Origin of the sequence: Bacillus sp. J33, assembly GCF_000518885.1 — a bacterium.
In the GTDB taxonomy this organism is placed as follows: Bacteria; Bacillota; Bacilli; order Bacillales; family Cytobacillaceae; genus Cytobacillus.
In genome coordinates this window covers 1-15070 of record NZ_JAEL01000120.1, presented here as the reverse complement: position 1 = coordinate 15070, position 15070 = coordinate 1, and the positions used below count along the sequence as shown (strand labels likewise).

Annotated in this window: 14 protein-coding genes and 1 pseudogene; 6 read left to right on the top strand and 9 right to left on the bottom strand. The window is 42.0% G+C overall.

The genetic code is table 11. From position 1 onward, the window contains the following. Positions 1-257: 257 nt before the first annotated feature. From accA to dnaE, 5 genes are all read right to left on the bottom strand, one after another. Positions 258-1235, bottom strand: coding sequence for an acetyl-CoA carboxylase carboxyl transferase subunit alpha (accA, locus tag L634_RS0125255; RefSeq protein WP_026584830.1), 978 nt, complete (start codon positions 1233-1235; stop codon positions 258-260). After that, on the bottom strand, positions 1220-2098 hold the full coding sequence (gene accD / locus L634_RS0125250; RefSeq protein ID WP_026584829.1) for an acetyl-CoA carboxylase, carboxyltransferase subunit beta: 879 nt from the start codon (positions 2096-2098) through the stop codon (positions 1220-1222). Before accD ends, accA begins: the two co-directional genes overlap by 16 nt. A gap of 161 nt (positions 2099-2259) precedes the next feature. Continuing rightward, the gene (locus L634_RS0125245; protein ID WP_026584828.1) at positions 2260-2883 is read right to left on the bottom strand and encodes a FadR/GntR family transcriptional regulator; all 624 of its coding nucleotides are present in this window, start codon (positions 2881-2883) and stop codon (positions 2260-2262) included. Between the two features lie 8 nt (positions 2884-2891). Then, on the bottom strand, positions 2892-4130 hold the full coding sequence (locus tag L634_RS0125240) for an NAD(P)-dependent malic enzyme (RefSeq protein WP_026584827.1): 1239 nt from the start codon (positions 4128-4130) through the stop codon (positions 2892-2894). Positions 4131-4353: 223 nt separating this feature from the next. Further along, the gene (gene dnaE / locus L634_RS0125235) at positions 4354-7707 is read right to left on the bottom strand and encodes a DNA polymerase III subunit alpha (RefSeq protein WP_026584826.1); all 3354 of its coding nucleotides are present in this window, start codon (positions 7705-7707) and stop codon (positions 4354-4356) included. Positions 7708-8050: 343 nt separating this feature from the next. On the opposite strand from dnaE, the gene L634_RS0125230 reads away from it, so the two are divergent. Together L634_RS0125230 and ytrI are read left to right on the top strand one after the other, a co-directional pair. Next, the gene (locus tag L634_RS0125230) at positions 8051-8443 is read left to right on the top strand and encodes a YtrH family sporulation protein (protein WP_332249065.1); all 393 of its coding nucleotides are present in this window, start codon (positions 8051-8053) and stop codon (positions 8441-8443) included. Then, on the top strand, positions 8440-8940 hold the full coding sequence (ytrI, locus tag L634_RS0125225; RefSeq protein WP_026584824.1) for a sporulation membrane protein YtrI: 501 nt from the start codon (positions 8440-8442) through the stop codon (positions 8938-8940). The genes L634_RS0125230 and ytrI overlap by 4 nt, the downstream gene beginning before the upstream one ends. A 25-nt stretch (positions 8941-8965) precedes the next feature. Here the strand turns inward: ytrI and L634_RS0125220 are convergent, their stop codons facing one another. After that, entirely contained in the window at positions 8966-9904 is a 939-nt protein-coding gene (locus L634_RS0125220; RefSeq protein WP_026584823.1) for a DHH family phosphoesterase, read from the bottom strand. A 139-nt stretch (positions 9905-10043) separates the two neighbouring features. Here L634_RS0125220 and L634_RS0125215 point away from each other — a divergent pair, with 139 nt between their 5' ends. Further along, positions 10044-10349 carry a YtpI family protein gene (locus L634_RS0125215; protein ID WP_026584822.1) on the top strand — a complete coding sequence of 102 codons (306 nt, stop codon included), beginning with the start codon at positions 10044-10046 and terminating at the stop codon, positions 10347-10349. A gap of 286 nt (positions 10350-10635) precedes the next feature. Here L634_RS0125215 and L634_RS0125210 read toward each other — a convergent pair whose 3' ends face one another. From L634_RS0125210 to L634_RS0125200, 3 genes are all read right to left on the bottom strand, one after another. Continuing rightward, complete coding sequence (locus L634_RS0125210) at positions 10636-11955, bottom strand: CBS domain-containing protein (protein WP_026584821.1); 1320 nt, start codon at positions 11953-11955, stop codon at positions 10636-10638. 116 nt (positions 11956-12071) lie between these two features. After that, positions 12072-12320 carry a hypothetical protein gene (locus tag L634_RS0125205; protein ID WP_026584820.1) on the bottom strand — a complete coding sequence of 83 codons (249 nt, stop codon included), beginning with the start codon at positions 12318-12320 and terminating at the stop codon, positions 12072-12074. A gap of 253 nt (positions 12321-12573) precedes the next feature. Continuing rightward, positions 12574-13254, bottom strand: coding sequence for a metal-dependent hydrolase (locus tag L634_RS0125200; protein ID WP_026584819.1), 681 nt, complete (start codon positions 13252-13254; stop codon positions 12574-12576). Positions 13255-13421: 167 nt separating this feature from the next. Between L634_RS0125200 and L634_RS0125195 the strand changes: the two genes are divergently transcribed. From L634_RS0125195 to L634_RS0125185, 3 genes and pseudogenes are all read left to right on the top strand, one after another. Next, positions 13422-14519: a M24 family metallopeptidase gene (locus L634_RS0125195; RefSeq protein WP_026584818.1), complete on the top strand. Its 1098-nt coding sequence runs from the start codon at positions 13422-13424 to the stop codon at positions 14517-14519. A gap of 43 nt (positions 14520-14562) precedes the next feature. Then, the gene (locus L634_RS33050; protein WP_157452461.1) at positions 14563-14724 is read left to right on the top strand and encodes a hypothetical protein; all 162 of its coding nucleotides are present in this window, start codon (positions 14563-14565) and stop codon (positions 14722-14724) included. Between the two features lie 140 nt (positions 14725-14864). Continuing rightward, positions 14865-15070, top strand: a pseudogene (locus tag L634_RS0125185) (IS5/IS1182 family transposase); the annotation flags it as partial.

Sequence of the window (15070 nt, the reverse complement as noted above, 5' to 3'; positions counted from 1 at the left end):
CCTGTTGATTTCAGCACGAGGCACTCGCTTTCCGCGGGCGGTCCGACGCTCCTCGGTGCATTCGCACCTGCGGGGTCTCCCGCTGACACGCTTCTCCCGCAGGACATTGAATAAGCTTCCTCGAATGAACACCGCACGAAGAAAATGCGATAGCATTTTCGAGGATCTCGCACCTTCCGCTCCAATCAACAGGGTGCTAAAATCAACAATAAGCTTTAACACAGCCAATAAATAAAAACGTGCCCGAAAGCACGTTTTTATTTTACCCCAATAAAATCCTTTAAAAACGAGTATTCGCCAATCGATTTAAACTTATTATATCTGTGGTCGACCAGCTGTTCTTCAGTTAGAGTCAATAATTCTTTTAATGAGGTATAAAGGACCGAGTCAATTTCGGCTGCCTGGGACTTAACATCTTTATGGGCGCCGCCTTTAACCTCTTCAATAATCTCATCCACGACACCCAGATCCTTTAAATCGGGAGCCGTAATCCTCATTGATTCAGCTGCTTTTTTAGCCTGTGAGGCATCTTTCCAAAGAATTGCAGCAGCTCCTTCTGGCGAGATGACAGAATAAGTTGAGTTTTCAAGCATATGAATATGATTGCCAACTCCAAGAGCAAGCGCTCCGCCGCTTCCGCCTTCACCAATGACGATACAAATGACCGGCACCTTTAAGCTAGCCATTTCAAATAAATTCTTGGCTATAGCCTCACTTTGTCCCCGTTCCTCAGCAGCCTTGCCAGGATAAGCTCCTTTAGTATCGATAAAACAAATAATCGGTCTCCTGAATTTATCCGCCTGCTTCATAAGCCTCAATGCTTTACGGTATCCTTCCGGATGAGGCATGCCAAAGTTTCTCCGGATATTTTCTTTTGTATCTTTTCCCCGCTGATGACCAATGACTGTTACTGGAAGTCCCTTAAACTTCGCAATTCCCCCAACAATCGCTTCATCATCTCCAAAAGCACGATCCCCATGGCACTCGAAAAAGTCTTCGAACAGGTATGAAATATAATCAAGTGTAGTCGGCCTTGCAGGATGCCGGGCAATTTGCACACGATCCCAAGGTTTCATATTTTCATAAATATCCGTTTCTAATTTTTCCAAGCGTGCTTCCAGTTTCTCTATCTCTGAGGATAGATCAACATCGGCCGTCTTCGTAAACTCTTTTAATTCTGCTATCTTTTTTTTCAGCTCCGTTACCGGACGTTCAAATTCTAATTCTCCTGCCATTGGAAGTCACCTCCTGGTTGATGTATGGAAAGAATAGTGGATATTTTTTCTTTTAATTCTGTTCTTGATATAACTGCATCCAATTGGCCATGTTTCAATAAGAACTCTGCTGTTTGGAAATCCTCAGGCAATTCTTCCCTGATTGTCTGTTCAATAATGCGGCGTCCAGCGAAGCCGATCAAAGCTCCTGGTTCAGCTAAATTATAGTCTCCCAGGGAAGCAAAGCTGGCTGAAACTCCTCCTGTTGTTGGATGGGTCATGATGGAAATGATTAGTCCGCCATTATCACTGAATCTTTTTAGGGCTACACTCGTTTTGGCCATTTGCATCAGGCTGAGAACACCTTCCTGCATCCTCGCACCGCCTGAAGCTGTAAATATAATAAAAGGTATTCCCAATTCATCCGCTTTTTCAATGGCACGGGTTATTTTTTCTCCGACCACAGAACCCATACTTCCCATCCTGAACGTAGAATCCATGACAGCTACTGCTATTCTTTGGCCATCTACAGTGCCTGTCCCAGTGACAACCGCCTCATTTATTTTTGTCTTTTCACGGTCTTTCTCCAGCTTTTCAATATAACCCGGGAAATTCAATGGATTTTCAGAAATCATATTAGCATTAATTTCTTCAAAGCTATTAGGATCTAAAAAGCTTGCCAATCGTTCTTTCGAGTTCATAGAATGATGATAATGGCAATGGAAGCAAACCTTTAGGTTCTTAACGAGTTCCTTAGTATACATGATTTTTTTGCAATTTGGACACTTGGTCATGATTCCTTCCGGCACATCCTGCTTTGCCGTTTCCGATGGAATCGTTGCATATTTCTTCTTCTTCGTCTTTGTAAAAATATCTTTAAGCAAGATGAAACCTCCTTGATATCGATGAATCATTTTCCATTATCTTCAACAGTGGTCAGACCACTGGTTTAAAAATGAATGCCTAAATCCCAGGCTTCTTATACGGCTTGTCTGATTCTTTAAATATAGAGTATATCAACAATAAAATCAGCAAAAAAATGTCGTTAACTCTTCGACAATTTTCTTAGATTTCGATATACCCGGATAGCTTCAGATTCATTCTTAGAGATCAGTGTGTCAATCAGCTCGGCGTACTCGGTTTTAGAAACCATTATCCTCTTTAAATCCAACGAATTATAATAATCTTTTAAAATCAACCATATCCGCAAAAAAAGGTGATTATCTGCAAGTGTAACTACTTCCAGAAAAAAATCATCATCTGAATATTCCGCTTCTAATGCCCACTTTTTGAACATAAGAAGCTCATTTTCATCAGCCTTCTGAATGATTAGCCATAAACAATCCAGCTCAATTAAAAACTTTGTTTCTTTTACATCCCGAATTGCTTTTTTGTCCTGAAGAATGAACGTACTAAGCAGCTGTACAAGCTGATTTCCTCTGAAATCCCGAATAAAAGTGCCCTCACCTCTTCTTGTTTCAATCAAACCAAGAAGTTCAAGGGCCCTTAGCGCTTCCCGTACGGAAGAGCGCCCGACATCCAGGCGCTCTGACAGCTCTCGTTCGGAAGGCAATCGATCACCAGGCTTAAGGCCATCATGTTCAATCATGGACCTAAGCTGCTTGACAATTTCGATATAGACCTTTGTATTCGTTTGAGGTGAATTCATGAAAGAAATTACTCACTTTTTCCAATAACTGCAAGGCTTTCCGTCTTTTCCTTCACTTCTTGAGGATCAACCTTGATTCGGGCAACGCCTGTTTCCATAGCGGCTTTAGCTACTGCTGCTGCAACTTCGGGTGCGACACGCGGATCAAATGGTCCAGGTATCACATAATCAGCATTGAGCTCGTCCTCTTTAATTAAGCCTGCAATCGCTTCTACAGCAGCCACTTTCATCTTTTCATTGATATGTGTAGCCCGCACGTCCAAAGCACCGCGGAAAATCCCTGGGAAAGCGAGTACATTATTCACCTGATTTGGAAAATCCGATCTCCCTGTTCCAACTACCATTGCCCCAGCTGCCTTTGCTTCCTCAGGCATGATCTCAGGTGTAGGATTGGCCATGGCAAAAATAATTGGATTTTCGTTCATATCAGAAATCATTTCAGCCGTTAATGCCCCTGCCACAGATACTCCGATAAACACGTCTGCACCTTTAATTACGTCTGCGAGGCTTCCTTTTTCATTATCACGGTTAGTATATTTTGATACTTCAGTCTTAATCTCATTCATGCCCTGAGGACGGCCTTCATAAATAGCGCCTTTTGTGTCGCACATAATGATGTCGCGTACGCCATAACTATACAGAAGTTTAATAATCGCAATCCCAGCTGCTCCAGCTCCGTTTGCAACTACCTTGATTTCATTCATTTTCTTGCCAGTTAGCTTTAAGGCATTCACAAGACCCGCAACGGTTACAATGGCAGTGCCATGCTGGTCATCATGGAATACAGGTATATTTGTTTCTTTCTTCAACCGTTCTTCTACATAAAAACAATGAGGGGCCGCAATATCTTCCAGATTCACGCCTCCAAAAGTCGGTTCAAGCAGCTTGACTGTTTCTACGATCTTATCTACATCTGTCGTATTCAGGCAAATTGGAAAAGCATCCACCCCTGCAAAACTCTTGAATAATACAGCCTTTCCTTCCATTACAGGCAAGGCTGCCTCCGGCCCAATGTTTCCAAGCCCCAAAACAGCTGTACCATCGGAAACAACGGCTACCATATTGCCTTTCATTGTATACTCATACACCGTTTCAGGCTTATCATAAATCTCCTTGCATGGCTCAGCGACACCAGGGGAATAGGCAAGGCTCAAGTCTCTCGCATTCCGCACCTGAACTTTTGATTTAGATTCTAATTTTCCCTGGTTAACTCTATGCATATGCAGTGCTTCTTCACGTAAGGTCAAAATGTTCACTCCTCAATTATCCTCAGCCGGACAGGAATTTGTATATATTAACATAGCTAAATGAACAAATACTAAATAGGCTGCCCGCTATCCCAGCGAGCCTTCCAAATTGATTTGGGGCAGGCTGATAGATGACAACAGCCATCTGTTCGTTCCCCAGTGGTCAGACCAGCTTAATTTCTTCTTACAAATATACCATATTTGCAATTGTTGTAAAGGGCCATTACTTTAGAACAACATTGTTCTTCCCAAGCAAACGAATGAGCTGATTCAAGAAATCTTCCGATGGCTGAATCAGGTCCTCTTCTCCAAGGCGAATGCTTTTTTTCGTGCTTTCGTAATATAGTACAACCTGTATATGCCCTTCATTTTTCTTAAATATTTCCTTCAGCAGGCGGAGATTCTCAGCTGTTTCCTGATCCTTTGTAATCCGAAGATATAGGACGGGATCCTTGTTTTGCATCTTTTCTATGGCTTCCTTTGCCGAATCAAGGTGCTGCACAATCAGCTGCCTTTTTCCATCCCGGTCTTCTGCCTTTCCTTCCACATAAACAATGTTTCCCTGATAACATAGAAGCGAATAGCGATTAAAGACCTTTGGAAAAACAACTGCCTCCATATCTCCGGATTGGTCGCTTAAGGTAAGGAAAGCCATTGGCTCCCCTTTTTTTGTGCGGATTTTCTTTATTTCTGATACATAGGCAACAGACTTGGCCTTTCTGCTTGATGGTTCAAGTTCCAGCAATGGAGCGGCCCCAAGGTAATTAAAGTGAGGTTCGTAAACCGAAACTGGATGATCCGATAAGTAAAGTCCGAGCACTTCTTTTTCAAATTTCAGCTTATCCTCTGGCCTAATCGGGTCAACTGAAGTATATTTCGGTTTCGGGAAGAATTCCTCGTCTTCAAAGAAATCAACCTGATCATCGTCGGGTTTAACCAGCTGTGCATGCTCTGCTGCAACATCCAGGCTTGCAAGCAGCACTGCCCTGTCTTCACCAAACTCATCAAAACTGCCTGAATGGACCAATCCTTCCAAAACTTTGCGATTAACCGCTTTGGCTGATACTCTTATACAAAAATCGAATAAATCATCAAACCGCTTGCTCTTCCTGACCATAAAAATATCTTTTAAGGCAGCTGCCCCCACTCCTTTAATAGCAGCCAGACTGTACCTCACAGCGTCTTTTTCAACTAAGAAAGAATAACCGCTATAATTGATCGAAGGAGAAAGAATGGATAAGCCCATTTGCTTCATCTCCCTGATATATTGAGCAATTTTCCCCTCATTTCCAATGACTGATGTAAGCAGGGAAGCCATGAAGTGGAGCGGATAATGGGCTTTTAAATAGGCAAGCTGGTAGGCTATAAAACTGTAAGCGACAGCATGGCTCCGGTTAAAGCCATAGTTGGCAAAACGGACAATCAAATCATAAATATCGTTGGCAGTCTGTTCGCTGTATCCTTTTTTCAATGCCCCGTCCACAAAATGGCTCCGCTCACGATCAAGCACTTCTTTTTGCTTTTTGCTGACTGCCCTCCGGAGCAAATCAGCCTCCCCCAGCGAAAAGCCTGCCATTTTAGCAGCAATTTGCATAATTTGTTCCTGATAAACAATAACTCCATAAGTATTTTCAAGGATGGGCTTCAGGTCCGGATGCGGGTAGGTTACAGCCTGTCTTCCATGCTTTCTATCTATAAACAGCGGAATATTTTCCATTGGTCCCGGGCGGTAAAGGGCATTGACAGCTACTATATCTTCAAATCGGGTTGGCTGCAGCCTGGTCAGGACACTTCTCATTCCTTCTGATTCAAGCTGGAATATACCTGTTGTATCACCCTTTCCAAGAAGTCTATACACAGCATCATCATCCAGCGGAATCCTTTTGATATCAATCCGCTTTCCTGTCTTTCTCTGTATGGAACTTAAAATACTTTCTATCAAGGTCAAGTTCCTAAGCCCAAGAAAATCCATTTTCAATAAGCCGACATCCTCCAGATGCTCCATTGAGTACTGGGTCAAATAAACATTTTCATGTCCTTTTTGGATAGGAATTGCCTCAACCAAAGGATGCTCGCTGATCACAACGCCTGCAGCATGTGTAGATGTATGCCTTGGAAGGCCCTCCAATTTTAGAGCGGTTTCAAAGAGCCTTCGGTTTAAATCCGATTCCTGTGCGAATCTTCTTAGCGCTTCCGATTCTTTGTATGCTTCTCTCAGGTTGATGCCCAATTTTGAAGGGACTTTTCTTGAAAGAATATCCAGCTCTTTGGGATTTAACCCAAACGCCCTGCCGACATCCCGCAGCGCCGCTTTAGCCGCCAGTGTCCCAAACGTAAGAATTTGGGCTACATGCAATTCTCCATATTTTTTGGATACGTATCTGATTACTTCATCTCTTCTGTGATCCGGAAAATCTATATCAATATCAGGCATTGAAATTCTTTCGGGGTTAAGGAAGCGTTCAAACAGCAGCCTGTGCTCGATTGGATCCACATCTGTTATGTAAAGAACATAGGCAACCATCGACCCTGCAGCAGACCCGCGCCCTGGGCCAGTTAATATGCCATTGTTTCTTGCAAATTTCATAAAATCCCAGACAATTAAGAAATAATCACTAAATCTCATGTCTTTTATTACTTTCAGCTCGTACTTCAAACGCTCACGGTGTTCTTCCCCTGCATCTGGATACCTATCAGCAAATCCCTTCCAGCAAACTTCATCCAAGAGGCTATCTGCACTCTTTTCCGCAGGATATTTCGGAAGGTTTTGTTTGTTCAGCTCCAGCATGACATTGCATTGTTCAGCAATTAAAATCGTATTCTCCAAAGCTTCAGGATATCCGGACAATAATTCTGCCATTTCTCTTGAAGTTTTTAAGTAATATTCCTCACTGTCCAGACGTTCCCTGGCCTGATCCTGGAGCTTCTCTCCATTCTTGATCGCCAAAAGGCATTCATGTGAAAACGCGTCTTCCTTATTGAGATAGCAGACACTATTGGAAGCCGCCAGACCAATGCCTGTTTCTGCAGAGAGCCTGGCCATCCCTTTCTGCACATTTTTCTCCACTGTCAGTCCATGGTCTTGCATGGAAAGGAAAAAAGAATTTTTTTCAAAAATAACCCTATATAGTTCTGAAGCACCTTTGGCTTTCTCATATTCACCAGCTGCCAAATATCCCTCAATCTCTCCATCGAGGCCGGGTGTTAAAGCAAACAGCCCCCCGGCATAATGCTTTAGCCATTTCACGGGGATCCCTTCAGGTGTTTTTGTCTGGACTGTACTTGTGATTTTTAAAAGGTTTTGGAATCCTTGCTTGTTTTTCGCCAAAAGGACAAGCGGATATGCCTCCCCTTCATCCGACTCACTCAGTACATCCACAGTTAAACCCATGATCGGTTTAATTGAGTGCCTTAAGCACTCTTTATAGAACGCAACAGTACCGTACATCACATTTTTATCTGTCAAAGCCAGGGCAGTAAAGCCTTTTTCCCTGGCGCTTAAAACAAGCTGCTCTATTCTTGCTGTGCTGGACAGCAGGCTATAGGCGCTATATACATGTAGGTGAACAAATGACACGATTCTCACACCCTTAAATTCTCTGCTATTTATTATTATAGAACGCGCTTTTCCAAAAAGAAAATATGTTCTCTTTTTACAAGGCTCTGCTGGACTTAAGTTTTGATTTCTGCGGCAGCCACTCAGCGGACCGCGTGCGCTCCTCCTACATTTCGCCAGCGGTGTCTCTATTAGGTGCGCTTTTCCTGCCGGACATGGAAAAAGCACCCTTGACACACAAAGGAAATTTGAATGAAGCTTTCACGCGCTTGCGCTCCAGTAAACATTATGCTAAATCAGCTTTTCGCCTTATCACAGCTATTTATCAAGACTGCCAAAAACATATTTTTATAAGTTTGTCCATATGATGAAGTATAAAGATAATTCAGGCAGGATTTCCCCTGCAGTTAGGATGGATGAAATGAATACCCAGCCTTTTTTTTCTACTCTAATTGAGAGTTACTTTATTGCTCTCGGTGTTTTAGTAGGCGGTTCAATAATCGGCGGATTGGCTGCTTTCCTGACGGGCAAGCCCCCTTTGAATGAAATCTTCCAGATTTCCAACATGATTCGAATTTGGGCCATTATTGCAGCGATCGGAGGCACCTTTGATACAGTTTATAGCTTTGAAAAAGGAGTGCTGGATGGGCAGACGAAAGATATATTTAAACAATTCATGCTGATCCTTTCCGCTCTTGGCGGAGCCCAGACCGGTGCAATGCTGATTAATTGGCTGACACAGGAGCATATTTCATGAGAATCCCGCCATATTATCGCCTTCCGTCCTGGCAGCGCTTTTTTGCGGGCATGGCTATAGGCGGCATTATCAGCTGGTTTATTTTTCTATATATTTTTGGGGAGTGGCAGGAAAGATACAGCAAGGAAATCAAGCTGCAAAAAGACGCCATTTATGAGCTGGAAAAAGATAAAGATATTTGGCAAGAAGAATTCAAAAAGCTAAATAAGGAAAACCAGAAAAAGCTGACTGTCCAGGATATAAACATAAAAATTGTTAACAGTGACAAATATAAGCTGGATTCCTTCAGCGTATTTCAGGTTGAAGATTCAATTAAAGAGGATATTAGCATGATGCGAGCCAAAGACATTGATACAGTTTACAAAAGCAGTGAACTCATAAAAAAAATAATCGAAAATAAAACCCATCGAGTAAATGAGAAAAGATATCGGGTGGAAGTAAAAGAGATGGTCATTTATACAACTGTTTCAATTGAGTTGAATATTATGCTGGATTGATGCCCGGACAAATCCGGGCATCCTGTTAATGTTCTTTGCAGACTTGCTCCAAGTCCCTTACAACTGATTCAAGATCTGCCCAGGAATATATGGATGCTCCGGCAGCAAGGGGATGCCCCCCGCCATTATACCTTCTCGCAATTTCATTGATAATTGGGCCCTTTGAGCGGAATCGGACACGTATTTGATCACTTTCCTCAATAAAGAAAACCCACGCTTTAATTCCCTGTACATCTCCAAGAGCACTAACAAGTAGAGACGCTTCCGAAGGCACTGCATCAAACTCCTCAAGCAGCTCTTTTTTCAGAACCATAACAGCCGCACCATAATTTTTCATTTCAAAGTTTTGCAGGACATAGCCTTTGAGTTTTATGATATTTGTTTTTAGTTCGTACATTTTATTAAAAAGCTCAGGCCGGGAAAAATTATAATGAATCAATTCCCCTGCATAGGCAAACGTTTTTTCCGTTGTGCTTGGATAAAGAAAACGGCCCGTGTCTCCTACAATACCAGCAAATAATAATCTTGCAGCCTCATCGGACATTTTTAAGCCCTGTTTTTTTCCGAAGAGATACAATTCATAAATCATTTCGCTGGTTGAGCTTGCATCTGTATCGACCCACATCATATCCCCATATGGATCCATATTTGGATGATGATCAATTTTAATTAGTTTATCCCCCTGATTGTATCTGCCATCACAAATCCTCTCAGCATTTGCCGTGTCACAGACAATTACAAGTGCCCCATTATATGTATCGTCAGGTATACTATCCAGCCTTCTCATGAAATGGAGTGTTTCTTCTTCTCTTCCTACAGTATAGATATTTTTCTCAGGGAAGGATGCTTTCAGGATCTCGGCCAGTCCTCCCTGTGAACCATATGCATCTGGATCCGGACGGACATGCCGATGGATAATGATTGTTTCAAATTTTTTAATTTCATCAAGTATCTTTTGTTTCATGGCGTGCTCCTTTTATTCGGAATACTTTATTTTTACCACAACATGGTGAAAAAGAAAAAGAAAACTCAGCTGGCTTATAGCATTTTTTTATTAATGCAGGTAGAATAATAAGAGATTGTCGAAATTTGGAGGTAAGGATATGCCAATCTTTGTAATCTTGATTATTCTCTCTTTTTCTTTCTATATTTTCTATAAAGTAAAATTCTTCAGAAGCAAGCAGCCCGCTGAAAGGCAATGGATATCCGCGAAGTCAAGAACTGCTCTGGGTGCGTTTGTGGCATTTTTTGGATTGAATCAGCTATTTTTATATGATACAACTGCCTCTCTTATTGTCGGCATTATTTTTATCCTGGTTGGCGGATTAAGTATTTGGGGCGGCATAAAAGCTTATAAATTTTACATGCCTCACGCAATAAAGGAAGCTGAAGAAGCAAGAAGAACATAGAAGGCCAGCATAAAATTATGCAATGAAAAAGCCGTTTCCTTTCATGGGAGCGGCTTTTTTCTATCCGTATTTTTGCTCTGTTAATAAAGTCCCTTTGTTTTCCTCTCCGCCACCTTTAATATCAACAGGCCGAAAAGAAAAACATCGGGCTTTTGCATAACAATTTTAATAGCGCAGTCTTCGTAAAATTGCTGCTTTCAGGGCTAACAAAGTTTAGCCAGCGGAGATGGGCGGGCAGAATTTATAAGCAAACACAGCAATTGTATGATAAAAGAGCGCTTAATAATTAATGCCGATCGATCAACTGGCACATCATCATTGCCTTGCCTACAAGGACACCTTCATTAAAGACTTCCACATCCACTTTACCGAATTTCCGTCCAACTTCCAGCACTTTTGGATAGATTTCAAGCATACTGTCAATTTGTACAGGCTTGATAAAATAGATGGTCATATTTTCAACTACAAGGTCACCTTTTTTATAGCTTCTTAAAACTCTGTTAGCAGCTTCTGAGACAATCGTCGTAAAAACGCCATATGAAATCGTACCAAGATGGTTGGTCATCTGAGGTGTCACTTCACAGCGATAAACATCATCGCCTTTCGTCTTTCCTCTTGTCAGCACGAGCTGGTTTGTAACAATATCATCAATGGTTTCACCAACTTGAGGCTGCCGCTGAATCATTTGCAAGGCTTTTAATACATCCTGCCGGCTTACGATTCCTTCGAGTTTATTAGCTTCATCAACAACAGGAAGCAGCTCAATTCCTTCCCAAACCATCATATGGGATGACGAGGCTACACTGGTTTTGCCGCCAACTGTCATTGGGTTCTTTGTCATAATTTTTTCAATAGGCGTATCCGGTTCATGGCCCATAATATCCTTTGAAGTAACTACACCCTGAACCTTCAAATTATGATCGACAACCGGAAAGCGGCTATGGTTCGTTTCACGATTGTACCTGAGCCAATCAGCAATCGTATCAGTTGTTTTTAACACAATGGCGTCCTGAAGAGGAGTCAGAATATCCTCTACAAGCACAATCTCTTTTTTGATTAATTGATCGTAAATGGCACGGTTAATCATTGTTGCAACCGTAAATGTATCATAGCTGGTCGAGATGACCGGCAGCTGCAAATCGTCAGCCAGCTTTTTAACATTCTCCTCCGTATCAAAGCCGCCTGTTATTAAAACCGCCGCTCCAGCTTTTAATGCCAGTTCATGGGCCTGTGTTCTATTTCCGACAATCAGCAGGTTTCCTGCGTCAGTATAGCGCATCATTGCTTCAAGCTTCATAGCCCCAATTACGAACTTGTTAAGTGTCTTATGAAGGCCGGCTCTTCCTCCAAGCACTTGGCCATCAACGATATTAACAACTTCAGCAAAAGTCAGCTTCTCGATATTTTCTTTCTTTTTCCGTTCAATCCTGATCGTCCCTACACGCTCAATCGTGCTCACATAACCTTTATTTTCAGCGTCCTTAATCGCCCTGTAAGCAGTCCCTTCACTGACTGCAAGCGCCTTGGCAATCTGTCTGACTGATATCTTTTCCCCTACCGGCAATTCATCAATGTATTGTAAAATTTGCTCATGCTTAGTAGCCAAGACTTTCACCCTCTACAAATTATTCCTATATTTTCATTATAAGGGTAAAAAGGCCTTGATACAATTGGCTTCGGGCAAACTTGTAAAGGACTCCTTCACCGGGAGCATGGCACACCTTATCTGCCGAACGAGCGAATTCTCTTTTTAGCGATCATTTGACTTGTCCTTTTTTGGTCAGCTGCTGCTTTTTTCGGTGCATAAAGCAATGCAGTCAAGTTTCCCGCAATGACAAACAGCGCAAAAGCCAGCCAGCTTATGGCAAATATCCCCTCAGTGCCGCCATTGAAAACTCCAAGCCTGGGCGCCGCAAAATAAAGCATTAATCCACAAAGCAGAAGACATAGCAAATATCGATTTTTGTTCATTTAGGCTTCCTCCTTTAATGCATCCTCTCTAAAATGTATGCGGACAGGCCAGGAAAATGAGTTGTTTTTAAATACCGCCAGTCTGGGAAGGGATTAGTGCGATTTGGGGGATTTGCTGATATTTGCAGCGTTGAAATATTCATTATAAAACTATATTGGTAACTTCACTTATCTTTCTGGTTGATAAATCGCTATTTCCACAAAAAACTTATAGAAAAACGCAGCCTCCCTTAGCAGAAGCTGCGTTTTTTGATCATAATTCGATTGATTCTCCGGCTTCAAGCACTTGGCCAACACCATTTTCAAGCATATTTGTAAATTTATGCGGATCCTGCTTGATCGGCGGGAATGTGTTGAAGTGTATTGGCACTACTTTTTTGGCTCCAAGAAGCTGAGCTGCATAGGCTGCATCATCCGGACCCATTGTAAAATTATCGCCAATAGGCAGGAAGGCAAGATCAATCGGATGGCGGTCTCCGATGAGCTTCATATCAGAGAAAAGCCCTGTATCTCCTGCATGATAAATCGTTTTTCCTTCTAGAGTTATAAGGACGCCAGCAGGCATACCCAGGTAAATAATTTCATTATTTTCGGTTTCCAGGCCAGTTCCATGGAAGGCTGGTGTTAGCTTAACTCTGCCAAAATCAAAATCATACCCTCCGCCAATGGACATTCCATGGGCATTAACACCCTGCCAGCCCAAATAAGTGGCAAGCTCAAAATTGGCAATGACAAGAGAACCGCTGCGCTTTGCCAATTCAATTGTGTCTCCAAGATGGTCGCCATGTCCATGTGTAACAATAATAACATCAGGCTTCTGTTCTTCTGCTTTTAAGTCGGTTAAGGGATTTCCTGTAATAAACGGATCAATTAAAATGGTTTTCCCCTGTGACTCAATTTTAACAACTGAATGGCCGTGATAAGATACTTTCAATTTTTTTGCTCCTTTCAATATTCATGCTATGTAATTTTACTTTCAACGAAAAACCGGTTTATCCTGCTAACCATTTAAAAATATACCCTGATTTTAAATCTTTAAAAAGTTTACTTTTCCTGATTTAATTGCTACGCTCATGATAATAGTACATAAGGAGGTTCATTATGAATAATAGATTGCAAAAACTTTCACAGTGGATGAAGGACCATGATATTCAGTTCAGTTTTGTGACATCGCCTGAAAATGTTTTTTACTTGAGCGGCTTTTTAAGTGATCCGCATGAACGCTTGCTTGGGCTAGCTGTTTTTCAGGATGAGGAGCCATTTCTTGTATGTCCGGCAATGGAAAAAGAAGATGCCAAAAATGCCGGCTGGGGCCATGAGATCATTGGTTACAGTGACATTCAGAATCCATGGGAATTCATTCAAAAATCTATACATAGCAGAATAGGAAAAGTCGGAAAGGCTGCGATCGAAAAAGAACATATGAATGTGGAAAGATATGAAGCATTGACAAATCTGTTCAGCAGTGCTGAATTCGTATCAGCAGAAGAAAAGCTGCGGAAACTTCGTATGGTCAAAGACGAAAAAGAATTGGAGATCATCCGCGAAGCGTGCGCATTGGCCGACTTTGCCATTGAAACAGGGTGTGCTGAAATCCAGGAAGGAAAAACTGAGCTGGATGTTTTAGCAGCTGTTGAATACGCCCTAAAAAAGAAGGGCGTAAACGAAATGTCGTTTTCCACGATGGTGCTTACAGGAGCAAACGGAGCTTCCCCGCACGGTACGCCTGGAATGACAAAAATCCAAAAAGGAGATTTGGTTCTTTTTGACCTTGGCGTTGTCTGGAACGGCTACTGCTCTGATATAACAAGAACTGTTGCTTACGGAGATATAAACGATAAACAAAAAGAAATTTATGATACCGTACTAAAAGCCCAGCTGGCAGCGGTAGAAAAAAGCAAGCCGGGAGCTCCATGCTCTGAAATAGACCTGACAGCAAGAAACCTGATAGCAGATGCCGGATATGGCGAGTATTTTCCACATCGATTGGGCCACGGACTTGGTGTCAGCGTCCATGAATACCCTTCATTGACCGAAACCAATTCACTTTTGCTGGAGGAAGGAATGGTTTTCACCATTGAACCGGGCATCTATGTTCCAGGCGCTGCCGGAGTAAGAATTGAAGATGACCTTGCCGTAACGGCTGATGGAGTTGAAATCTTAACCAAGTTCCCTAAAGAACTTCAAATCATCAAGTAATGCATGAAAGTCAAATTCGACTTGGAAAAAGGAATTCTCTTTATTGAAGGCAATGAATACGAAGGGAATATTACGGAACCATCAGGATGCCCTAAATGCAAAGGGCCGCTTGTGTATTCTGGCCAATATGATGCCATTTTTTGCCCTAGCTGCAATGAATGGAACGAAAGTGCATGCAATGATCCAGATTGTGATTATTGTGTAAATCGTCCAGCAAAACCTTTAAAAAATCCGGAGTTTTAAGACTCCGGATTTCAGACTGTCGACAAACTCGATGAAAATCGTGCTTGTCTGCAGTCTTTTTTATTTTAAAATAGAAGTAATACAATGCTTGAGGTGATTTAAATGCTTTCAAAACATAATCCAATTCAACGGGATCAAATTGAAATGGTTGCTTTAGACGAACTTGTACCGGCGGACCATTTGGTCCGCAAAATTGAAGCGGCGATTAATTTCTCATTCATCTATGACTTGGTAAAAGATAAGTATTCAGAAAAAGGCCGCCCAAGTATTGACCCTGTAATATTAATTAAACTCACATTTATTCAATA